Source organism: Pedobacter segetis (genome assembly GCF_016623585.1).
Classification (GTDB): Bacteria; Bacteroidota; Bacteroidia; order Sphingobacteriales; family Sphingobacteriaceae; genus Pseudopedobacter; species Pseudopedobacter segetis.
The window spans coordinates 29,372-53,752 of sequence record NZ_JAEHFY010000016.1; the positions used below are offsets into that span (position 1 = coordinate 29,372).

At 36.7% G+C, this 24,381-nt stretch carries 17 protein-coding genes; 8 read left to right on the forward strand and 9 right to left on the reverse strand.

Translation table 11 applies throughout. The features are described 5' to 3' along the window. Nucleotides 1–8 precede the first annotated feature (8 nt). The 6 genes from I5M32_RS11895 (at nt 9) to I5M32_RS11920 (ending at nt 9,851) form a co-directional block, all read left to right on the forward strand. Nucleotides 9–3,122 (forward strand): T9SS type A sorting domain-containing protein, encoded by a 3,114-nt coding sequence (locus I5M32_RS11895; protein WP_200586610.1) that lies wholly within the window; start codon nt 9–11, stop codon nt 3,120–3,122. A 4-nt stretch (nt 3,123–3,126) separates the two neighbouring features. Further along, entirely contained in the window at nt 3,127–5,151 is a 2,025-nt protein-coding gene (locus I5M32_RS11900) for an alpha-amylase family protein (protein WP_200586611.1), read from the forward strand. A 115-nt stretch (nt 5,152–5,266) separates the two neighbouring features. Beyond that, complete coding sequence (locus tag I5M32_RS11905; protein WP_200586612.1) at nt 5,267–6,613, forward strand: Gfo/Idh/MocA family protein; 1,347 nt, start codon at nt 5,267–5,269, stop codon at nt 6,611–6,613. Nucleotides 6,614–6,779: 166 nt separating this feature from the next. After that, nucleotides 6,780–7,778: an endo alpha-1,4 polygalactosaminidase gene (locus I5M32_RS11910; RefSeq protein ID WP_200586613.1), complete on the forward strand. Its 999-nt coding sequence runs from the start codon at nt 6,780–6,782 to the stop codon at nt 7,776–7,778. Between the two features lie 134 nt (nt 7,779–7,912). Then, nucleotides 7,913–8,542: a carbohydrate-binding family 9-like protein gene (locus I5M32_RS11915; protein WP_200586614.1), complete on the forward strand. Its 630-nt coding sequence runs from the start codon at nt 7,913–7,915 to the stop codon at nt 8,540–8,542. 28 nt (nt 8,543–8,570) lie between these two features. Continuing rightward, nucleotides 8,571–9,851, forward strand: a complete 1,281-nt coding sequence (locus I5M32_RS11920) for a sugar MFS transporter (protein ID WP_200586615.1) — start codon at nt 8,571–8,573, stop codon at nt 9,849–9,851. A gap of 172 nt (nt 9,852–10,023) precedes the next feature. Here the strand turns inward: I5M32_RS11920 and I5M32_RS11925 are convergent, their stop codons facing one another. The 9 genes from I5M32_RS11925 to I5M32_RS11960 form a co-directional block, all read right to left on the reverse strand. Then, nucleotides 10,024–10,971: a hypothetical protein gene (locus I5M32_RS11925; protein WP_200586616.1), complete on the reverse strand. Its 948-nt coding sequence runs from the start codon at nt 10,969–10,971 to the stop codon at nt 10,024–10,026. Nucleotides 10,972–10,973: 2 nt separating this feature from the next. After that, entirely contained in the window at nt 10,974–12,401 is a 1,428-nt protein-coding gene (locus tag I5M32_RS11930) for an MBOAT family O-acyltransferase (protein ID WP_200586617.1), read from the reverse strand. A 3-nt stretch (nt 12,402–12,404) separates the two neighbouring features. Next, nucleotides 12,405–13,505, reverse strand: coding sequence for a glycosyltransferase family 4 protein (locus tag I5M32_RS11935; RefSeq protein WP_200586618.1), 1,101 nt, complete (start codon nt 13,503–13,505; stop codon nt 12,405–12,407). 2 nt (nt 13,506–13,507) lie between these two features. Beyond that, entirely contained in the window at nt 13,508–14,716 is a 1,209-nt protein-coding gene (locus I5M32_RS11940; RefSeq protein ID WP_200586620.1) for a glycosyltransferase, read from the reverse strand. 77 nt (nt 14,717–14,793) lie between these two features. Next, nucleotides 14,794–16,284 (reverse strand): O-antigen ligase family protein, encoded by a 1,491-nt coding sequence (locus I5M32_RS11945; RefSeq protein ID WP_200586622.1) that lies wholly within the window; start codon nt 16,282–16,284, stop codon nt 14,794–14,796. Beyond that, complete coding sequence (locus I5M32_RS16880) at nt 16,284–16,415, reverse strand: hypothetical protein (RefSeq protein WP_262895602.1); 132 nt, start codon at nt 16,413–16,415, stop codon at nt 16,284–16,286. The genes I5M32_RS11945 and I5M32_RS16880 overlap by 1 nt, the downstream gene beginning before the upstream one ends. Nucleotides 16,416–16,425: 10 nt before the next feature. Continuing rightward, nucleotides 16,426–17,595, reverse strand: a complete 1,170-nt coding sequence (locus I5M32_RS11950) for a glycosyltransferase (RefSeq protein ID WP_200586628.1) — start codon at nt 17,593–17,595, stop codon at nt 16,426–16,428. Next, complete coding sequence (locus I5M32_RS11955) at nt 17,596–19,794, reverse strand: exopolysaccharide transport family protein (RefSeq protein ID WP_200586630.1); 2,199 nt, start codon at nt 19,792–19,794, stop codon at nt 17,596–17,598. It abuts the gene before it with no gap. Next, nucleotides 19,794–20,456 (reverse strand): TolC family protein, encoded by a 663-nt coding sequence (locus I5M32_RS11960; protein WP_200586632.1) that lies wholly within the window; start codon nt 20,454–20,456, stop codon nt 19,794–19,796. Before I5M32_RS11960 ends, I5M32_RS11955 begins: the two co-directional genes overlap by 1 nt. Nucleotides 20,457–20,896: 440 nt before the next feature. Here I5M32_RS11960 and I5M32_RS11965 point away from each other — a divergent pair, with 440 nt between their 5' ends. Both I5M32_RS11965 and I5M32_RS11970 read left to right on the forward strand, forming a co-directional pair. Then, nucleotides 20,897–23,437: an Ig-like domain-containing protein gene (locus I5M32_RS11965; protein WP_200586634.1), complete on the forward strand. Its 2,541-nt coding sequence runs from the start codon at nt 20,897–20,899 to the stop codon at nt 23,435–23,437. A gap of 5 nt (nt 23,438–23,442) precedes the next feature. Continuing rightward, nucleotides 23,443–24,372, forward strand: a complete 930-nt coding sequence (locus I5M32_RS11970; protein WP_200586640.1) for a PorP/SprF family type IX secretion system membrane protein — start codon at nt 23,443–23,445, stop codon at nt 24,370–24,372. Nucleotides 24,373–24,381 lie beyond the last annotated feature (9 nt).

A 24,381-nucleotide genomic window follows, 5' to 3' on the forward strand; every position in this document is an offset into this window, starting at 1 on the left:
CTCACATCATGAAAAAAATTTACTTATTGCTTGCAGGTCTATTGCTGTTTTCATCAACGCTGAGAGCGCAAGACACTACTTCCTATTATGGGAAAATGAATTACATCTATGCCCATATAGATAAAAACCAAATCAGCTCTGGCATCCTCCGCGATTATGGGATTGATTTTTTAAACCTCGATAATTTTGCAGGAACAACGCTTAACGACAGCAACTATGTCTCTCTGGATGAGTGGCGCATGTTGTATGCCAGTTTATATAGTGCGCAAATAAATACGGCCAGTATGCTGTATCTGGACACTTTGAACAACTTATTAAAAAACAACAGCTACAGCAATCAGCCCATTGCATTTACAGCTTTGTATTACCAATACCAAAGCTTAAAAGACAATGCTTTAACCGCCAATTTGTTCACGGTAAGTAACGACCAATTGTATGATGTGCCGGGCCGCACCCAAAGCCCTTATCAGGATAATGACCTATTTGCGGTAGCTCCAATAAGGCAGGGGATGCTTACGGGTAATAACCAGCTTATTTTTAAGCCCGAACTTATTTTTGGCAATACCGGCAAAACCATCAGTGCCATTGCAGTAGATATTGACAGTAGCGGGAACTGGCAAAATGTGACTTTAAACAGCCCTTTTAATATAAGCTTCAGTACCGAGGGTTTTTATCCCATAGCCATCCGTTTCACTTTTACAGATAACAGCATAAAATATGCGCATACCAAAATAGCAGTTTATCCAAATCCCGAGGCCTTAGATACGCTTAATAGCGGTGGACTGCAAACCAATAGTTTTAGCCCATACAGAACCTTAAGCAATGAGGATATAACTGCCGATAAAAGTTATCTGGGCGTGGCCGGGCAGGGAGATATTACGATACAATTGGCACTTAACAACAGCACCGGGCAAATACGAAAACCATTGATTGTGGCAGAAGGTTTTGACCCGGATAATGGATATAGTTTTGATTCATATGTCAGAAGTATTACTGTAAATGATAATACAAATAGTCAAATTACCCTAAACCAAGGCTTAGACGACATTAATGATTATGACCTGATATTTTTGAATTATAAAAATGGTGCAGATTACATACAACGCAATGCTTTTTTATTAGAAAAAGCCATAGCCATAGTAAACTCACGCAAAACAACTTATAATGGCGTAAGGCAAAGTAATGTAGTTATGGGTTTAAGTATGGGCGGTTTGGTAGCCCGCTATGCTTTAAGAGATATGGAAATCAATAATGTAGCCCATGAAACCCGGTTGTTCATCAGCCATGATACGCCTTATTGGGGGGCAAATGTTCCGGTGGGGGCGCAAATTGCAGTCCAACATCTTTCTCCTTTTAAAATTGTTAATACAGATGGTAATTTTCCATACATTAAATGGGTAGATTTATTTCAGGGTACTGCTGAAAGTTTAGCAACCTTTAACACACCGGCCGCCAAGCAATTGTTGATTCAAAGATACCTGCTTAATCCAGCCAATTACACCTTAACGTCTGATAATACTGTACATGACGCTTTTATGAACGAACTCAACACCATGGGATGGCCAGCAAACTGCAAAAACATAACCATCAGCAACGGAAGTTGTGATGGCACCCCTATTTACCCTAATAACAGCAGGATATTTGAATTAATTGGAGGCAAATCAATAAAATACTTAGATAATCTTTGGCTTTCCGCAGCATTTACAATTGGTGCCCCATTTTCTCCTATTGTTATATTTGGAGGAAATACCAATCCTTTAGCATTTTTGGTTCAATTACCCTTGGGGTTGTTATCCACTAAATCTTCGATAAATCTGGATTTTAGAATCAATTCTGTTCCTCAGAGCGGAACAGCCGAATTGTATAGAGGCGATATATACAGCAAAAGAAAAATCTTAGGTATAATTAACGTAAACACCTATTTCATAAAAACCCATATAAATTCTACTAGCGGTATGCTTCCTTTAGACAACGCCCCGGGAGGTGTTTATGATATTAACGAATTTGGGTTTGATGCAAACGTCATCCAGAATAGCTTGCCTGACTTTTTCAATGGCATTCAGGCCACAGTTTTACAACCACGCTTTTGCTTTGTGCCTACCGTAAGTTCTTTAGCTTTGAGTAATCCCCAGCAGAGCCTTTTTGCAAATATTTGCAATAATATAAATTGTATTAAGCCTTCTATAATTTCTGCTTCTTATGTACCCCAACAAAATCAGTTACACATTTCCTACACGCAAGAGAGTAGTAACTTTCTTTTAGAATGGCAAAATGCTAATTACAACTGTGCTCAAGTTTGTAGTTCTAACTTATCAATCCAGGGCTTTCCCCAAATCTGTAATGCTTCAGAAACCTACACCGTCCCAGGATTACCAGCTGGCGTAACCGTAAATTGGAGCATCAGTCCAACAAGCGGCGTGGCAAGTTTGAGTACTTCGGGCAATACCGCAACTCTAACAAAAACAGGAAACGGCACAGTTTCGTTAACTGCAAATATTGTTACTCCCTGTGCAACATTCAGTAAGTATAGAATAATTCAATCAGGCACAAGTAGCTTTGATCTGGGCTTTGCGTTATCGGGTGCAACAATAATCAACAATACCGATCCCTATTTTATTGACCTTAAAGCAAGTGGTGCTCTACAAATGACTTTTAACGCCCACAATATCTCGGTTCAGCTCCTGGCAATAGGTTCAATAGTTCCTCATGCCAGCGGAAACGCATTTACATGGCTTTATCCAAATACTCCTTCTTATGATGGGGTAACGGTACGGGTGCAGTACAATTCCTTATCATGCGGTACACCAATTACTCGTTATTTCAGATTCTTTAATTCCAACTATGTTAACCGCTTTGCGATATATCCTAACCCAGCTGATACACAACTCACTATAGTAGATGGGCAGTTTGATGCTAAAGCATTAAAAGAAGAAAAACTGAGCACTTCCTCAAAAGAGATTTTTTTATACAACGAAAAAGGCGAAGTGCTCAAATCTGCTTTTATTAAAAATAATGAAGGAGAAGCAGTCCTGGATGTAAAAGATGTCCCTAATGGCACCTATTATCTCCATATAAAGAATGATAAAGACATTATTAAAAAGCAAGTTATCATCAAGCATTAAAACTATGAAAAGAACAACCCTTTTATTTTCCATCATCTTCACTCTCCTAGCAAACCTAAATAGCTCCGCTCAAGTTTTTCTAGCGGGTAAAAACCCAGGAATTGCAAGTATTAATATCAAAAAAAGTGACAAGCTTATCCAATTAAAAAACAAAACTTTACAGGCAGATTTTACCATTATCAATGGAACCTTAGCTGCTCTGGATTTTAAAAATAAAGAGCAATCGTCCTCAAAAATTGATTTTAAAGATCAAGCCTTGTTCGAGTTTGTTTTAAAGGATAAGAGCAGAATAAAATCTACTACGTTTAAAGTACAAGGAGAGCCTATTATTAAAGATATTTCTGCAGATCCTGCTGCCCAAAAACTAGCTGATAGGTTTGCAGGAAAGAGCATCACTTTAAATTTAATAGAAGAGAAAGCAAACATTAGCGTAAAATGGACGGTGAGTTTGCGTGATAATGCAAATTATATACGTCAGAATTTTAGCATCAACAGCCCAAATCCGGTAATGGCAAAAAGGGTAATATTGCTCAATTTACCCGCAAACCCAAATATTAAAGAAACAAGCAGGGTAGATGGTTCTCCACTGGCGGGGGAACAACTGTTTTTCGCTATCGAGCATCCGATGAGCCAGATAGATAGTGCCGCAAAAAACATTTCTTGTTTTTTACCAAGATTAGAAGCTTTAAACAACGGGGTTTTAGATGTTTCTGTAGCTTGGGGTGTTTACCCCAAAGACCAAGAACGCCGAGCTTATCTATATTATATAGAAAGAGAGAGGGCAGCACCTTATCATCAGCTGTTGCACTACAATTCTTGGTACGATTTATCGTGGAGCGATAGAAAAATGGAAGAAGGTAGTTCTTTAGACCGCATCCAAACTTATGCAGATAGCTTAATTACCAAAAGAAATACGCCAATGGATGCTTTTCTTTTTGATGATGGCTGGGACGATAACCAAAGCTTATGGAAATTTAATAAGAATTTCCCTCAAGGGTTTGATAACTTGGCAAAGTTAGCTGCCAAATACAATGCACACCTGGGCGTGTGGATGTCGCCCTGGGGTGGTTATGACGAGGCAAAAGTGCAACGTTTAAAATACGGGATGGCGCAAAACCCACCTTTTAAAACCAACGAAAACGGTTTCTCTTTAACCGGAAAAAGTTATTACGAAAGGTTTAAAGCCGTTACCAGCGAGTTTGTTACTAAAAACGGCATCAAGATTTTTAAGTTTGATGGGGTTGGTGCAGGCAACGGAGCAGATGGAGCGAGCTTAAAATATCAAGCTGATATTGAAGCTTTTGTAAAATTGATAGAATCATTAAGAAAGCTAGATCCTAAGCTATACATCAGCATGACGGTGGGCACTTGGCCTTCGCCTTATTGGTTAAAGATTGGTGACAACATTTGGAGAGCCGGCGATGATACCGGATTGGATGGCGAAGGAACGGTTCGTCAAAAATTGATCAACTATCGTGATGCGCAAATCCATAAGAACATTGTGGTTAGGGCACCGCTATATCCTTTAAATGCGCTCATGAGCCATGGCATTTGTATCGCTAACAATGGCATACCGGGTACGGTAAAAAATAACGATAAAGAGATTGCAGATGAAATCTGGTCGTTTTTTGGTAGCGGCACCAGTTTACAAGAACTTTATGTTAACCCACATTTGTTAAACAGTAATAATTGGGATCAACTGGCAAAAGCAATTGCTTGGTCCAGAAAAAATGCTACTGTTTTGGCTGATGTACATTGGGTAGGTGGCAACCCTGCAAAACAAGAAGTTTATGGCTTTGCATCTTGGAACCCTCAAAAAGCTACTTTAAGTTTAAGAAACCCGTCAGATCAAACGCAAACCTTTAAGGTAAATGTTCGTGATGTTTTGCAGATACCCACAAAGTTTAAAAGCAATTACATTTTTAAAGATGCCAAAGAAAATGGCGATAAGGTAGCAAATGGCGAAGAATTTACCATAACACTTGCCCCATTTGAAGTAAAAGTAATGGATGGATATTTAACTAAGTAATCATTATCCCGTCTCATGCCGATGATAGGAGACATCTCATCAAAACAAGTATATCGCAACTGCAAATGAGATTCCTCTTACCTCGAAATGACGATAAACAAAAACTGAAATAAAAATGAGAAGAAGAGAATTTATAGGCACAGGACTAACTGCTGCTGCAATAAGCATGTTACCTACAGAAAATTTATTTGCATTGGTTAGCGAGAAAGTAAAAGTAGCCATTATAGGGGTAGGGCTAAGGGGGCAAAACCATTTAAACCTACTTTTAAAAAGAGACGATGTTGATTTAGTGGCTATTTGTGATGTGGACGATCGTATGCTAGAAATGGCAAAAGCAGATATCAACAAAGCAGGTAAACCAATGCCCAGAATTTTTAAAGGTAGCAACCAAGCTTGGAAAGATATGTTGAATACCAAAGGTTTACAAGCGGTAATTATCGCCACACCTTGGGAATGGCATAAACCCATGATTATTGGTTCTTTAGAAGCCGGACTTAGGTATGTAGGTACAGAGGTAATATTGGGTATATCCCTTCAAGATCATTGGGATGTAGTTAAAGCAGCAGAGAAGTACAACGCAAATGTGATGATGCTAGAAAATGTTTGCTATCGCCGTGATGTAATGGCGGTTTTGAACATGACTAGGCAAAATGTTTTTGGTGAGCTTACACATTTACAAGGCGGCTATCAGCATGATTTGAGGGAAGTAAAGTTTAACGATGGCGTACATCCTTATGGGCATGGTGTAGAATTTGGGCCAAAAGCTTTTTCTGAAGCCCGTTGGCGTACCAACCATTCTGTACACCGCAATGGCGATCTATATCCTACACATGGTGTTGGTCCAATTGCACATTATATAAACATCAACAGAGGGAACAGATTCACAAAACTCAACTCATTTTCTACAAAGTCGCGTAGTTTACATAAGTACATTGTAGATCAGGCCGGCGAAGATCATCCTAATGCAAAAGTAAAATTTGCTTTGGGCGATATTGTGACCACTTCTATTGCCTGTGCCAATGGCGAAACCATTATTTTACAACATGATACCAATTCGCCTCGCCCTTATTCTTTGGGTTTTAGGGTGCAGGGTACAAACGGACTTTGGATGGATGTTAACAACAGTATTTATGTAGATGGCAAAAGCAGCCCTGATGCTTGGGATAGCGCAGATGAATGGTTAACTAAATATGATCATCCTCTCTGGAAAAAATATGCCGAAGATGCCGAAGGTGCCGGCCACGGTGGGATGGATTTCTTTGTGGTACATGCTTTTATTGAAGCTGCCAAACGAGGCGAAAAAACACCAATGGACGTTTATGATGCCGCAACATGGAGTGCCATTACGCCCTTAAGTGAACAATCGGTAGAGCTTGGCTTTGCCACTGTTGACTTCCCTGATTTTACAGGAGGCGCATGGATGAACCGCAAACCAATTTTTGCTTTAAATGATGATTATTGATTGGAAAGATAATTAGGGGCTTCCCCCGCAGAAAAAGCGGGGTCGGGCTTTTCACTGTACACCGTTTGCCTGCCTTGGGGCTGGCAATCCGGGGTGCCGTTACAATCCCTAATCCAAAACTCATCATTGTTAAACAACAAATTTTAAAATAATAAAACCATAGGTTATGAAAAATTATACCTTAATGCTCATCATATTTCTGCTTTCTGTTTCTTGTAAAAACGGAGATAGTGCCAAGCTAAACCTAATGAATAACCCACCACCGACAGGCAGAGATTTTAAACAAGATATGAGGGATTTTGTGATCGGTATCAGCAAATATGCTAAAGCAGAAAATAAAAATTTCGCAATTGTGCCTCAAAATGGGATAGAATTAGTTACAGCAAACGGAGACAGTCAAGCACCTCCGTCAACTACTTATTTAGACGCAATTGACGCTAACGGCCAAGAAGATTTATTATATGGTTATGATAATGATGACCAAGCCACACCAACAGCAACGGTTACTTACCTCAAAAGTTTGTTAAATATTTCTAAAAATGCAGGTAAAAAAATCTTCGTGACAGATTATTGCTCCGCAGTTTCTAAAATGAGCAATTCTTATGCAAAAAACAAAGAAGCGGGCTATATCTCTTTCGCCGCAAACCAAAGGGACCTTAACAATATCCCAAGCTTTCCAAACCCAATTTATCAGGCAAACGGCAATAACATCAGTAATATTAATGAAGCTCAAAACTTTTTATACCTCATCAATCCTGATAAGTTTAGCTCAAAATCACAATTTATAGATGCTGTAAAAGCTACCAATTACGATTTGATTATTATGGATCTGTTTTTTAACGATAAAGCGTTTACCTCAGCAGAAATTGCCCAATTAAAAACCAAAGCCAACGGCGGTAAAAGACTGGTAATTTCCTATATGTCCATCGGCGAAGCAGAAGATTACCGATACTATTGGAAAACTGACTGGAAAAAAAACAAGCCCCTTTGGCTTGATTCAGAAAACCCCAATTGGAAAGGAAATTATAAAGTACACTATTGGGAAAACGATTGGCAGAAAATTATTTATGGAAACAGCACTTCTTACCTACAAAAAATATTGGATGCCAATTTTGACGGCGTTTATTTAGATATTATAGATGGGTTTGAATATTATGAACATTAAACTAAGCCTTAATTTAATAAAATGTGATCAGCAAACATTTTACTGTTATTATAGAATTATTTTCTAAATTAGTGTTTCCGAACACATTTATTAAATTGAAAGAATAATTAGACCTTTTGCCCTAGAAATATTAAATGAATAAGCCCATTTTAATACCCTATATTTTGCCAAACAGCTTCACTGATAAAAAAGTAGAGGCCAACATTTCATATGCTATAAACAGCAATGCTTGGGATTATAAATTTGCCGGAAAAGCCAATTTTGAAATAGCCTATACAGACGATGCCTTGTTGGTAAAATTTGACGTAATAGAAGAAAACATACTTGCAATATATAACCAACCAAATGATCCGGTATATAAAGATTCTTGTGTAGAATTATTTATAGCATTAGATAACGATCAAGCATACTATAACTTCGAGTTTAATTGCAAGGGCACCTGCTTGGCGGGTTTTGGCGAATCTAAAGAAAACAGAAAATTGTTGGATGCAAAAAATATCAGAAATATTAGAGCAAACTCTAGCTTTAAATCTGTGATTTTTGAAGATAAAAAAATGATCAAATGGGAGTTACAGTTAGAGATCCCTAAATCTGTTTTTCAGTTTCATCAAATAGAATCATTTAAAAGAAGGGCAGCAAGACTTAATTTATATAAGTGTGGCGATGATTTACCAGAGCCTCATTTTTTAAGTTGGAGACCCATTAAATCAGAGACACCTAATTTCCATTTGCCAGAGTTTTTTGGTAACGCCGTTTTCGAATAAATAATTGTAAAAAACCAATCCTAAATATATGTCAAATTCAAACTCTTTATCTGCCTCAATGCAAAAAAAAGGCATAAACCCAGTAATCATTATTGGTGCACTCTTCTTTGTTTTTGGTTTTGTAACGTGGCTTAACGGTACATTAATCCCTTTTTTACAGTTAGCTTGCGAGTTAAGCACATCCCAGGCCTTACTGGTAACTTTTGCATTTTACATGGCCTACTTTTTTCTTGCCATCCCTTCATCATACATCTTAAAACTAACAGGATTTAAAAACGGGATGTCTTTGGGTTTATTTGTGATGGCAATTGGCGCATTGATATTTATACCAGCCGCAAATATGAGGACCTTTCCGTTATTTCTGTTAGGCTTATTTATACAAGGTATGGGTTTGGCCTTATTGCAAACGGCTTCAAACCCCTATATCACCATTGTTGGGCCAATAGAAAGTGCCGCTAAACGCATCAGCATTATGGGTATCTGCAATAAATTGGCAGGTGCTTTAAGCCCAATTATATTAAGTGCGCTGGTGTTAAAAGGCGCACAAGCTATAGAGGATCAAGCAAAAATCATTACCGATTCCGTAAAAAAAGAAGCTTTGTTGAATGCTTTGGCGCAAAGGGTAATAACGCCCTACATTATTATAGCCTTGGTGTTAACCATATTGGCTTTGGTAATAAAATACTCTTCTTTACCAGAAATTGATACCGATAAAGACCATGTTGGGGATGATGGAAATGTGGTAGCACCAAAATCTAGTGTGTTCAAATATAGCAACCTAAATTTAGGCGTAATCTGTCTTTTTTTATACGTGGGCGTAGAGGTAATGGCGGGCGATGTGATCGGTACTTATGGCAAATCTTTGGGGATGAGCCTAGATCAGACAAAAATTTTCACATCCTATACCCTGGTATCCATGGTAATCGGCTATATCATTGGCATCATCTGTATCCCAAAATACATCAAACAAGAAAAAGCATTAATGCTATCGGCAATAGTGGGTGTTTTATTTACGGTCGGTGCATTTTTAACAACGGGTTATATCAGCGTAATGTTTATCGCACTCTTAGGTTTGGCAAACTCTTTAATGTGGCCGGCAATATTCCCTTTAGCTATCAAGGGCTTAGGGAAATACACCAAATTTGGATCCGCATTATTAGTTATGGGAATAGCCGGGGGAGCAGTATTACCGCAGATTTACGCAGCCCTGGCCATTAACATAGGTTCACAAACAGCATTTTTATGTAGTATGGTTCCTTGCTATCTATACATATTGTTTTACGCGGTTAAAGGTCACAAAACAAATTAGAGGAATAATAATGGCTAACATAATTTCGCAAAATTGTGTTAGCCTATTTAATGGTTTATTCAGAATATCGTATTTAAAAAAGCAAAGATTATTTAAAAGATAGCTTGATTTTTTTATTAACTATTTATAAAATTGGTATGCTCCTAAACCATCTGTGGATAATATCGGCTTATCATTTAATCTTATCTGCCAATTCCTCAGAGAATTTCTTGGCTCCAGTATCATTCAAATGAAATTCATCGGCGAAAAGCTTATAATGGTTGTTATATGTTGCATCTGAAGAATAATCTAAAAAAGTAACGTTAGGATATTCTTCGGCAATAATTTTTAATAATATTTTCTCTTTTGTTTTTGGTTCTTTTAAGATGGTAGGCGAGATGATGACATAAGTCTTAATTTTTAAATCTTCACATCGCTGTAAAAAAGCCCGATAATAATCAACGGCGTTCATATCGATTTTTATTTTTTGCTTGGCTCTTTTCTCGTTATAAATGCGCTGTTGTTCTCTGTAATGCTCAAACTGCTGTTTTGGGATGGTTCTTACTAGCGGAAAATAACCTCTATCATCAGAAGGGAGCTTATTGGAGAAAAGATGGTCATAAGCAGAAATAAGCAGTGTGGAGTTATAAGGATAAGTCTTGCTTATAAATTTGATGTTTTCATAATCGCTGATCTCTGCGGTGTATTTTTTAAGGATTGGGTGTTCGCTCACGTATGGCAACAAACTAGCAAGTTTTATATATTTTGAATCATTTGGCCCTAACTCCCAGATATTTACATCTAAAATTATGATTTTTGGTATTTTCCGTTGTAAGATAACTTCTTGTGCGGCACAATAATAAGGTAAGAATTGCCCATCGCTGCCCGCGTTATAGATGCTCTTATGCAGCTTATCAGATAAAATAGATGAGGAGTAATGGTGCAAAGCCCTAGAACTACCAAAAACCAATATATCTGGCGCAGCCTTATCTAAAGTATAGGTTGTTTGTGCAAATTGCCCGGCTTTTAAACTGAAGTATGCTTTTTCTAAAGCATACCCAATTATCCTATCAGCGGCAACCAATAGTGCGGTAAATATCAAAAGGTTTTTAAAGAATCTTTTTAAGTTTATCTTCTCCATCGTTAAAACTGAAAATAAATAAACTGGCCGCCGTTAAAAACACCGAATATTAGGATAATAAAAAGTAAACCTAAAACAGATGCGTATCTAACGGCTATATATTTATTATCCATAAGTTTAATCTCTGGTTTAAACTCCATAAAATATTCTATGATAAACAGCAAGGTAATGGCAATAAAACAATGCCCCAATTGATTGACCCCATTCCCCAAAAATGGCATTTGCCCCAATGTTTTTAAGTTCTTGATCATCAAATAGGCATCTGAAAGGTTATTGGCCCTAAAGAAAATCCAAGCGAAGGTTACAATGATGAATATAAAAACACCTTTAAATAGATTAAATGTTTTAGCACCTAGTTTGGGTAGTTTACCTTCAAAAGCAGAAACAAAAGGCTTGATCAACAACCCAATTATTTGATAAATGCCATGCAAAGCACCCCAAATGATAAAATTATAACTTGCGCCATGCCACAAACCACTCACTATAAAAACTATGAAAAGATTTAAAAACCTTCTTGATACTTTTACCCTGTTGCCCCCCAAAGGGATGTATAGATAATCCCTAAACCAAGTAGAGAGTGAAATATGCCATCGCCCCCAAAATTCTGATATAGATTTAGCAAAGTACGGACGCTTAAAGTTGGTCATCAAATCAAAACCCATGGTTCTGGCTGCACCTATGGCAATATCAGAATAACCAGAAAAATCACAATAGATTTGTATGGCAAAGAATATAGAGCTTAAGGCTACGGTTGATCCATTATGTAGCTCTGGATTGGGATAAACGGTATCTACATAAATAGAGAGCCGATCGGCAACTACCAGTTTTTTAAAAAATCCCCAAGCCATTTGTTTCAAACCTTCGGCCATGTTTGCATAACTAAATTGATGCTTAATGTGCATTTGAGGTAAGATATTTTGTGGCCTTTCTATTGGGCCTGCAACCAGCTGGGGGTAAAACATCACATAAAGACTATAAATACCAAAGTGTTTTTCTGCTTTTTGCTTACCACGATAAACCTCTATCGTATAACTCATAGCCTGAAAAGTGTGAAAAGACAAACCAATGGGCAACAGCATATTTAGGTAGGGAATGTTGTTCTTTAGGTGGATACTGGTGGCCAAGAATGAAATATTATCGTTAATGAAATTATAATATTTAAAAACCGCCAAAATACCAATGTTGGCCACCAAGCTACAGATCAATAATAGTTTTCTTTTTTTTCCGATTGATTTTTCTATATAAATACCCGCCAGATAATCAACTATGATGGTAAAACCCAGAATTAAAATGTAGATGGGTACAAATGCCATGTAGAAATAGCAACTGGCGGCCAGCAATAAAAACCATCTGCTTTTAAACGGTAAAACGTAATAAAGAAACGTTACTATTACAAAGAAAAATACAAAATCGAGCGAGTTAAATAACATAAACTAGGCAAGTGTTTTATATAATGCTAAGGTTTTATCCATAGATTTTTGCAACGGGAAATCAGCTAATCTTTTCTCGCCCTTTTTTACCAATTCTTCTCTCAATTTGCTATCGTTGATGAGTTTATCTATTTGAAAAATCAAATCATCTAAAGAATAAGGACTAAAAAAAGCCGTAGAGTTTTGTGCAATTTCTTCAAAACAATCTGTTTGGCTCAATAAAACAGGGCATTTTGCTTTAAAGGCTTCTAAAATTGGCAATCCAAAACCTTCATACAAAGATGGGTAGATAAAAATCAGAGCATTTTGGTATAGATAATTCAATTGCCCATCGCTCACGTTAAAATGTTTTACCCTATCGTTCAGCTTTAAACGGTTGATGGTCTCAATATCCACACCTTCTAAATTTCCCCCGCCGGCTAAAACCAATTCTATATCTGGGTTTTTTTTAGATATTTCTGCAAAAGCATCTAACAGCAAATAAAAATTTTTATAACCACCTCTATCGCCTATAAATAACAAATAATTTTTAGGTAAACCTATAATTTCTTCAAAAACCAAAGGGGTTTCTAGATCTATCCCGTGGTAAATAACCTCTATTTTACTTTCATCAACGGGTAAATAAGTCAACAAATCATTTTTGGTAGTATTGGATATGGCAATAATTTTATCGGCCCTATTGGCATTTATTCTTTTATATTGGGTAAGGGGATCCTTAACCCAAAAATATTGTGGAAGGCGTTCATGCGTCATATCATGGATGGTGGTAACCATCGGTTTTTTGAGGTCTTTTATAAAATAAGGCTCGTAATAGGTGGGATGAAAAACATCGAAATTGTTCTGTTTGAGCAAGTATTTACAATAAAGTTCGTTCAATTTAAACTTTCTAAAACCATATTCAGATTGCAGTAAAAAATCGGCGAAAGCATTATTTAAAAATTGCTTTTCTTCTTTTATATAATAGTTGTTAGAATTTGCAACACCTAGCGAATACCCAAAATCTGGCTCTTGTTTAATGGTATGGATGATATTTGCAAAATACCTGCTGATGCCTCCGAATTTTTGGGTGGTAAATTTTTGATGATCAAAAAAGATTTTAGGCATAGCTAATTATACTTATTGTCTAAATGTTTTTGCAAGATGCAAGAAAACTCATGTAATCTTTTATCCCAAGTATTGTCTTTTGCCGCTTTTAACCTTAGTTTACGTTTTTCATCGTTATCGTTAGTTAAAGCATTGTTAATGGCATTAGAGAACTCTTCTGCGGTTTTACAAAAAGGAACAGCACCTTGCGTAAATTCTTCTAAATCTATATTAAAATCTGTAGAAACAACAGGTTTGCCGCTCCCTAGATACTCAAAAAGTTTAAGTGGAAATATGGTATGGCTCACTTCGTCTTTTTTAAATGGGATAATGGCCACATCAAATCCTTTTAAAACACCAGGCATTTCTTTGTAAGGTACTTGCTCTATCAAATAAAGATTAGGCGTTTCTTTTTTTATTTTTTTGAGGTATTCTGCTTCAATTGGGCCAACAAAAACAAAGCTTTTATCAAGGTTCATTTTCATTGCCTTGGCCAACATTCTATAATCTATCCTTCTTTCGATGTTGCCAAAATAACCGATTATTGGTTTTTTGATACCTAAAATTTTTGGGTGGATTGCCGTGTTTTCTAAAACTGCTTTTTTGCTGTGCTCAAAATCGGCCGCATTTGGTATAAAATAGGTGTACGGATGCTGCTCTGATTTATTTCTGTACAATTCTTTGCTGGTACATATTACTAAATCACTGTCTTTTAGGATAATCTCTTCTGATGTGTGCCCATGTTTGGCATCATAATCTTCAATAATTGGATCTACGCAATGGTAAACGTTAAGTTTGGCATTTAACAATTTGCCAATATTTGGATAATGGATATTAAAGGAATTGATGAAGATAAAGTCTTGTATCTTAAATTTTTTGATGATTTTCTGAATCCTTTTGACTATTACGTTTTCGTTGTAGCTTAAAATTTTTCTGTAAAACGCACCTTCTGGGATAAAGTTAATGGATAGTAGGAGCGGGGTAATCAAAATATGGAGGTTGGGCGTTTCTGTTGCCAACAATCCATCGGAAGATTTTGAGAAAAGATCTTTCTTTTTTTTAAACTCTGGAGACGTTTTTAATTGATAGTAATCTTTGATCGTTGCCGGGTACTCTATGTAAAAAACAGTATTATCTTTTGATAAATGCTTTGCAACGGTAAAACCGGTAGATTCTATCGGGGCATCGTATTTTGCGTTGCTTAAGATAAATACAAAAGCGTTTTTAAGCATGGGGCAATTTTATGTTTCTAGATCCAACAAATATCCACCAAAATAAACATTTAAGTATCAATTAAAAACATTGAATTTTATACAACTCTGTAATCAACCAATTTTTTCTTCTTTTCTAAATTGCTTACCATGTTGCCTTGCTTTTTATCGTCAAATACTTTTGTTAAGGTGATTATTGCCAAAACCAGGTAAAAGTAGATACTTAAGGGATATTGCACAATTGCCTCTTGTGGGTAATTTGCCAAAGAGAATGCAAATACAATCAATATCATTGATAAACAAATTGCCCTTAGTTCTGGATCTTTGATGGTAAAGAAGTTTTTGATACCAACGTAAAGTGCAGTAAACATAATGCTGCAGATCAACAATAGACCAACCCAACCTAATTCTAGCGCAACCCTAACGTAGCCACTATCTGGTGGAAATTGTGCCAAGAAAGAATTAGGGGCAAAACGTACCCCCCAAATGCCCGATCCGCCCAAACCGCCTCCAAAAGGATGTGTCTGTATAAAAGGCTGCACCCTTTTCTGATTTAGTTTACGCACATTGTAAGAGGCATCTTCATTTGGCCTAAAAGCACTTTGGAAACGCGTTAAGGTTATGTTAGATGTGGGTACATTTATCAATATCAAAAATGCGAGGCTAATGGGGATGGTTATAGCGATCAAAAATCTGTTAAGTTTTAAAACCACAAACATTAAAAATGCGGCAGGCACTAAAATATAGGCCGATCTTGTGCCAGAATAAGTCATCACGGTAAGAAACAAAACAGCCATTGAGCCCAATAGAACCTTATATTTTGTTTTATAAGGACCTGTCATTAAACCTAAACATAAGAGAGCGGCAGCAGCCATGTTGTAAGAGAACGAAACGGGATCAGAGAATATCGAATTTTTTCTCCATCGTCCGTCAATAAAGTTCAAATTGATATAGAGTTGATCGTAATGGTTTTTTTCCTCGAAACCGAAAAAACCAAAATACTCTTGTTTGATTGCCCATAGTGCGGCGAAAACGCACAAGCCCAACCACAACATTAAAATGGTTCTTAAAAACTTAACGTTATCTATGTAATAAGTGAATATATAGTAAGAAAGCATTACCAAGGCCACACTTCTAATGGTGTAAAGCCAAGCCAGCCTAGATGCGGCAGCCGGATTAAAAAACTGTAATATATTATAAGAAATCCAGATCACCAGTATGTAAGAAATAGGGTTCTTAAAGATCCAGTAATTACGGTTATACTTTTGCTTTATAAAAAATGCCAAGGTTAAAATGGCCAACATCCCATCCATTAAGGTGCCCAAAGGGAAGGTTGTTGTAACCAAAGTGATTAAAAATATAATAAAATAAGAACCTAGCATCAAGGCTATTACTGCAAATTTAGGTTCTTTTATCACTATATATATAAATACCGCTGCAAATGAAATTGCCAAGGGCAATAAACCGTATTTATAACCATAATTGGTAAAAATAAATGCACTTATCAATGATAGTAATACCAATACTACCAATGAAATAGACAGCACTTTTTTATTGATGTCTTCTTTTTGCAATTCTAGATTTTCCATTAAAAGAATACAATTTTAAAAACGAAAAAATAAACCAAAACAGCACAGATAACAATGGCCAATGCTCTTTTAAACCTGATCAAATTAGCTTCATTCCTTTCTTTTACCGTTCCTTTAGGGTCTATTCTCATCTTAATTTAATTAATCTATTGTTTTTTGGTGTTTGGTTGCCACCGATATTTTATTTGCCGATTTAATTCTTGTTAATGATAATACTTGGTAAAACATAAATTTGGGTATCCCTATTAATGCGCTATAAATTCTTTTATCGGTATTGCTTTTTGCCAAGGCCAAAAAAAAGCTTAACACAAAAAACAGAAGCCCTAAAAGCCAAACCAAATAATTAAGCCCCAATATTATATTTATTGCTATTGCCATCACAGATAATAATAAAAACATAAAAAGGGGAGGCCTAAGCAGCACAAGCCCAAATAAAAACTGGTTCAATGATTTGTTTTTTATCCCTTGTGATATTAAACCAAAACCATAAGAAAAATATTTGAACCAAGTATTTATCCACCTAGATCTTTGTTTTACCAATTGATCTTTGTGTGATGTTTTTTGATCATAAACGATCGCTTGTTTATTAAACGCTATTTGTATGTCTTGTTTTACCAACCAATTTTGTAAAACCTTATCAAATCCCGCCCCGCTCACTTTATTCTGGGTTAAGAAACTAGCATACAAATCTGATCTAAATGCCATACCAGATCCTGCCAAAGTTGCTGAAGACCCGCTCTTGAACAATACCTCTCCATCAAAAAAATGGTAGTAAATATCTCTTGCGGCATCTAAACAAGCATAATTGGTATCCAAGTTTTTAGCTTCCCTTACACCTTGTACCGCTTTAAACCCATAGTTAAAATCTAAATTAAGTACTGATAGATAGCTTTTATCCAGTATGTTATCGCTATCCATGATGGTTATTATATCATGATTGCGGATAAAGTGTTCTACTGCATATTGGTGCGACCCGGTATTGCTACCTATTACCCTTTCTGGTCTCAGTACAATTATCCTTTCATCATCAAAAATTAGAGACGATATATCACAATCATCGGCAACCAAATAAACGATAAAATGCTGGTAACTTTGATTTAAAATAGAAGCAACCGCATTTTGTAGTTGAAAGGTTTCTTGGTATGCTGTTAAAATTATTGCGTAATCTAAATTTGCTAGACCTAAATTTGCCCGAGGTTTTGCTTGCCCGCCAATTTTACTAAAACAAAACAAAGCAATAGGGAAAAATAGGTGGAACCCGATGAGGATTTGAATAACCAACCAACTGATCTCTATTGCTTCTTTTACCATTTATTCTATAAAGTTAGCATTAAAATTACTTTCTGTTTTGATATTAGTTTCTGCCGATACCTTGTTGATAACCCAGCCTATAAACTGCCCGTTTAAAGATTTTAAGTAATTGATATGTTGTTTTTTACCCGTGGTTAAACTTTGGTTTGCTTCAAATACGCCCATTACCCTATCAGAAATGGAATTCCATTCTTTTGCTTTACTCAATGTTTCTAAAGAAGGTGTCTCTACTAAGATTAGATCAAACTCAGATCTTAGCTGATCAAAACGCTGTTTAACGGTTTCTTCATCTGCAATCTCGAATAATGATTTATCCTCTCCTTTATTTCCCATAACCATTATCCCTGCGCTAAACTCGGCAGATCCCAAATTCCCGCTCTTTAAATAGTCTTCGATAAAAAATTTAGAATTAGAGTTTTCCGTAATACTAGGATGGTCGAAATTGCCATCAATTAAAAGTACTTTTTTGCTGATTACCACATAAGAATAAGCAATACAAGCCACCAATAAGGTTTTACCTTCAGAGTTGTTCATACTTGTGATATTTAAAACCTGCCCCTTGGTGTTTACCTTTGGTACCATTTCCCTGCTAATCTCATACCTGGCAGATCTTAACTGTTTTTTGAGTTCTTGCATTTCTGGGTTAGAGTGCAGATTGCTCCATATCTCTTTTAAAGCCAAACTTGTAGAATTTACACGGTTTATTTTACCCAAAACCGGTATTTCTGTAATTTGTGCAAGCTCTCTTGGCGTACCGATCTTATTATCAAAATAAAAGATGATAAAGAAAACCAATAAGCAAAAAACAAAACTGATGATGCCGCTTAAAATGATCAACAGCATTTTTTTGGATGGTAGTTCTACCCCGGGGTTTGCCACTTGCACCTGCCTCAATCTTGATGTTAGGCTTGCCTCTAAACTGGCATCGTTGTATTTATCCAAAATATCAAGGTATTCCTTACTTGAGATATCGATTTTACGCTCTAAAGATTGTATCACTGCTTCATGGGGAACCAATTTATCAAATCGGTTATTCATATCCGCCAATTCTCTTTTCAAAAGCCCTAAACTATACCTGGCAATATCATACTCTACCTGAAGGCCTAATTTTTTGGTTATTAGATCCCTTTTTTGGTTCAAAGGATTATCTATGTATTTATCGGATGCCGTAAGTATCTGCTTGTTCATGATATCCATCAAAGAGTCTATCGATGTTTTGTAAGATTCATCAAAGCCACTTTGCACATACTTCTCTGTAACAATGCCCAACTCTTTTTTGGTTTGTACCAAGGCTTGGTTTATTTTGGTTAGAGATGCTTCAAAATACCTTCTTTGGTTGGGGTCAAATTGTTTGTCTATGTTTGATATGGTACTTTTTAAAGAGATGATATCTTTTTCTGCCTCTTGTTCTCTTCTTTCGTACTCGGCAGAAAGCTCGTACATCTTTCTAGATTGCTCTTGCAGATTGATGATCCTGTTCTTTATCTTGTACTGTTTTAATGCCTGTACGTTTTTGTTAAGGGTATCACTTTTTTGCTGAGCCTTTTGCGACAAGAATTTTACCGCTTTTGTTTGGTTCTCTTTTAAGATAGATGTATAATAGGTTACAAACTCTGTACATTCTGTATTTACAACAAAAGCAGATAGTTCTGGCGTTTCTGAAGTATATTTTACAGAAATGAAATCGCTATTCTCTAATCTGTCTGCACTTAAATTATCCAGAATATCCTCAGAGGTATAATTCATAGATTTCAAAACGTCATAGAGATTTTTGTTGTCATCATTAAACCTATTGATCGGTTCCCTTAAAGAGAATTTTCTTTTAAAACTGTTTAAAAGCTTTCTCCTATCAACCTCAGATAAATCTTTGATCTTTCCGCTCCATTCTCTAAAAGGCTTATCAGAAGTTAGGTCATGGATGATCAACTGATAGGAAACCATGTTTACTATCTTTTGCAACTTCATAATCTCTATCAAGTTACTAAACTCTCTAATTACGCTGCCTTCCTGCTTATCGGCAGTATTTGATAAAACCTGTGTTTCATCTACTATGCCTGTTGCAATTTGCCCCTCTGCCACATATTGATCTTCTAGGTTGCGCACTAGAAAAAAAGCAATAATGATGGTGATGATCGGGACCGATACGATTACAAACCTATACTTGTACAGTAGCTTATAAAACTTTTTTAATTCTTCCATTATTTGATGTCTTCTAGTTTGGTTATGGTTAATTCTTCTATAGAAGCTTTTGCGGTAAGGTAATTTGCCTCTGCCTCTAGTTTTTGTTTACTGATACTGCTAAAGTTTACCAATGCTTCGCTATAAACCCTAAACTCTACTTCACCTCTTTCATACTTTACCCTCAAATCATTCAAAAGCCCTTCCGCATCTTGCACACTTTTAGAAAAAAGTTTAACCGTATTAAGCTCTTGTATATAAAGAAAGTATCTTTTCTTAACCTCTATCTCTAAGGTTTGTGCATATTGGCTTTCATTGGCCTCTGTTAACAGAAGTTGTTGCTTTGCAATTTTTATCTTGTTTGGTTTCTGTAATATATCTGCCACGTTAATGTTAACACCAAATTGGTAGCCAGTAAAAAATCTGGGATCTACAAAATTGATGGTGTTATTGGGTGATGATAAATAAGAAAAGTTAAGCGGGGAAAACCAATTTAGTTTTTGGCCCTTAATGTTAAGGTTATCGATGTTTTTTTGAATCTCATATTGTTTTACGATAGGGTAATTCTGCCTGGCGGTTGCCAACAGCTTTTCTAAAAAAAGATAATTAACATCTTGCACCATACTTTGCTGCGCTTTTACCTTAGGCGTAAATACCACAAAAGCCAAAACAATCAGTAACAAACAATTAATTTTTTTAAGAGAGCAATTCATGTTATTTCGTTTACGTTTAGAAGCTAAAAAAAAGCTTATGCCTTTTAACGCTTTATCCCCAACTTAATACAATATAATGCCAACTTTGCCTCTTAACATAAAATCTAAAAGGTAGTGGGCTTTGAAGATAACCAAGCCTACTTTAAGGTTATGGATGGTTTTTATCCAAGAAATACGCTACTGGGATAGAAGTTGATTATCGGGGAATTTTATACCTAATTGTGGAAATTAATTCTTTAAGAATTTTATAGAGCAACTTTTTTTACCATCGCAAAAAAAGAATAAATATTAGCATATAATGCACAGGGATGGCTATGGATAAAACATCTCAAAAAACTGGTTTAGTGGTTTGATATTTGGTTATATGATAACGCAATTGTAAAATTGTACTCAACTAAACAACGCTCAGTATGAAAATTAAATCTTTACCAAGTCTTATCTTGACTATGGTATTTGTGCTAACGAGTTTATTAACAAAAGCACAGTTACCCTATTTCCAAAGTTTTAAAGAGACAACTGCAAACAATATCCAATTTGGGGGTTCGCCAACTGCAGTTTTAACTGCAGCCGCAGGTATAGATGCGCCAGGGGCAGGGTACTTAAGGTTAACAAACGGTTTGCTTAACCAAAAAGGATACGTTTACGGAACAGATAATTTTTCTACCAACCAAGGTTTAAGTATTTCTTTTGAGTATTTCACTTACGGAGGTAGCGGTGCCGATGGGATCTGTTTCTTTTTATTTGATGCAACCGCCAGCCCGTTTAATATTGGCGGTTTTGGCGGTTCTTTGGGTTATGCCCAATTTAATCTTACCGATCCGGTTTCGCCAGGGGTTAGTAAGGGTTATATAGGTGTTGCATTAGATGAATTTGGAAACTTTCCTAACCCAAGGGAAGGTAGGCAAGGTGGGATCGTTGGCCCAGGCTTATACGGTATATCATCCAAATCTGTTGTACTAAGGGGCAAAGGTAATGGTGCCGCACAAACCCCAGATAATTATAGATACCTAACCTCTGTAAGCGCAAGTGATAAAGGGGTAGATTTGGTTGATGATGGTGCAGCAACCATGCGTTCGCCGGATAGCACACAATTGGGCTACAGAAAAGCTTACATAGATTTACAACCAAACGTTAACGGTGGTTACAATGTTTCTGTTAGGATAAAGGTAGGGGGCACACCTACAAAAACTACTACGGTTATAGATAATTATTATTATCCCGATGCTGCACCAGCATTGGTAAGATATGGTATCGCATCATCCACAGGTGATCTAACCAATTTCCACGAGATCAGAAATGTTAGGATTGATATTTATCAGCGTCCGTTTACCAGCCCAATAGCGCTGAACGATCAAATTACCGAGTGCGCAGGAAAAACAAGTACTATTAATGTTGCAGGTAATGATGCCTCTACAAACCCGGGCGGCAATATCGATCTAAATTCTATAGATCTAGATCCTTTTGTCTCTGGCGAACAAAAAAGCTTTTTAGTTGCAGGCAAAGGTGTGTTTACCGCCAATAATGACGGTACGGTTACTTTTACCCCTTTAAACAGCAGCGTAACCGGAACTGTTACTGTTAAATATACCATTTCAGATAACTTTGGTTATAAATCTGCTCCAGCAACCATTACCATTGCAGAACCTGTAACAACCATCATGGCAAATGCGGGTATAGACCAGCTGATAAACATTGGTTCACCAACAGGTACTACTACCATCACGGGTAACTCGCCTGCAAACTCTACCAGTAAATGGGTGCAAAAATCAGGTCCTAATGGTGCGGTAATAAATTCTCCTAACGCTGCATCCACAGCCATAACAGGGCCAAACGGAACGTATGTTTTCACTTATACGCTAACAGCCCAAAGCCAGTGTCCGGTTACAGATGATATTCAGGTTATTATCAATGCTATCCCAGTTGCTGTTAATGATATTGTAAACGGGAATGTAAATTCGCCAACACAAATAAATGTTATTAATAACGATACGGATAGAGACGGAAACGCAACAATTGATAATACTAGCGTAGTGATCAAAACGCAGCCAACTAACGGAACGCTAACGGTTAACCCAACAACAGGTGTAGTTACTTATACCCCAAATGCGGGTTACTCTGGGCCAGATAGCTTTACTTATACCGTTAAGGATAATAGAGGAGCAGAATCTAACCCTGCAACAGTTACTATTGCAGTGCCGGCACCCCCTAAAATAGGTTTGGCAAAATCTCTTTTAAGTATCGATAATCAAGCAGATGGTTCTTTTAATGTGAAGTTCCAATTCAATATTAAAAATTATGGGAATGTGGTGTTACAAGATATATCTCTTAAAGATGATTTGGCCGCTGCTTTTCCCGGCACAACCATCAGGGTTATAACTCTAGCTTCTACCGGAGCAAACAATTTAAACACCAATAACGCTTTTAACGGAACTTCTATAACAGAACTATTAACGGGAAACAATCAATTACCTAGTGGCGCAACGGCACAAGTAGAGCTTTTAGTTAATATTCTTATCCCTGGTAACAACTTTAGTTTTACTAACACTTCATTTGTAGAAGGAGCATCCGTTACCGATGGGACAAAAACCACGGATCAATCTACAGACGGCGTTACTCCAGATCCAATAACACCTGGCGATGTAACCCCAGCCGTTCCAACACCTGTTAAATTTATTGTAGATAAGATATTTATTCCGGGCGGGTTCTCTCCAAACGGAGATGGCACCAATGATAAATTTGTGATTCCTAACGCGGGCTTAACCCCCGTAGATCTTGAGGTTTACAACCGTTGGGGAAACATAGTTTACAAATCTGCAGATTATTTAAATACTTGGAACGGAACCTCTAATAAGGGTTTATTGATTGGCCAGGATTTACCCGTAGGCACTTACTATTACATAGTGGTTTACAACGGTAAAAAATACAATGGATACCTAACTCTAAACAGATAAACATCATGAAAAAAATTATATATAAGAGCATTTTCTTTTTGTTGCTGATAGGTTTTGCCAAACAATCCGAAGCACAACAAGATGCCATGTACACACAGTACATGTTTAATACCTTGGCCATCAACCCTGCCTATGCAGGTAGTAGAAATGTAGTTTCTGCAACCGCTTTATATCGCAACCAATGGACAGGTTATGACGGTGCGCCAAAAACTAGCACTTTCTCAATAGATGCCCCCGTTAACGATAAAAAGATTGGGTTGGGCTTACAGATTTTTAACGATAGGTTGGGTATTACCAATACAACCGGTCTGGTTTTATCATCTGCTTATAGGATAAGAATGGAAAAAGGGACATTGTCTTTTGGCTTACAAGGCAGCTTGAACATTAGAAAAGCCGATTATACCCAAGTAAAACTAGATCCCACGGGCACTTCTATAGACCCAGCTTTTCAAGAATTTGTTAAAAGAACAAACTTCAATATCGGGAGTGGTATATATTATAATTCGGATAAGTTTTATTTGGGATTATCGGCTCCAGAGCTTTTAGCAACTTTATACGGTGCACAATCTTCATCTGGGCTTTCTACACAGCAGATACATCTCTTTTTGGCTGCCGGTTTTGTTGCCTCTTTATCAGATGATTTAAAGCTTAAACCTTCTGTTTTGATAAAACAAGTAAAAGGCGCACCAATTGAAGGTGATCTAAATGCTGTTTTTTGGATTAAAGATATACTTGGTATTGGAGGGCAATACCGTACCAATGCAGATATTTCTGGTTTGTTAGAATTACAAGTAACGCCACAAATAAGAATTGGTTATTCTTATGATCACAGTACCACAAAATTACAGAGTTTTAACAGCGGCAGTCATGAGATTATGTTGCGTTATGAGTTTGGTTTTGAGAAAGATAAATTTATTTCACCTAGATTCTTTTAACGATATTGA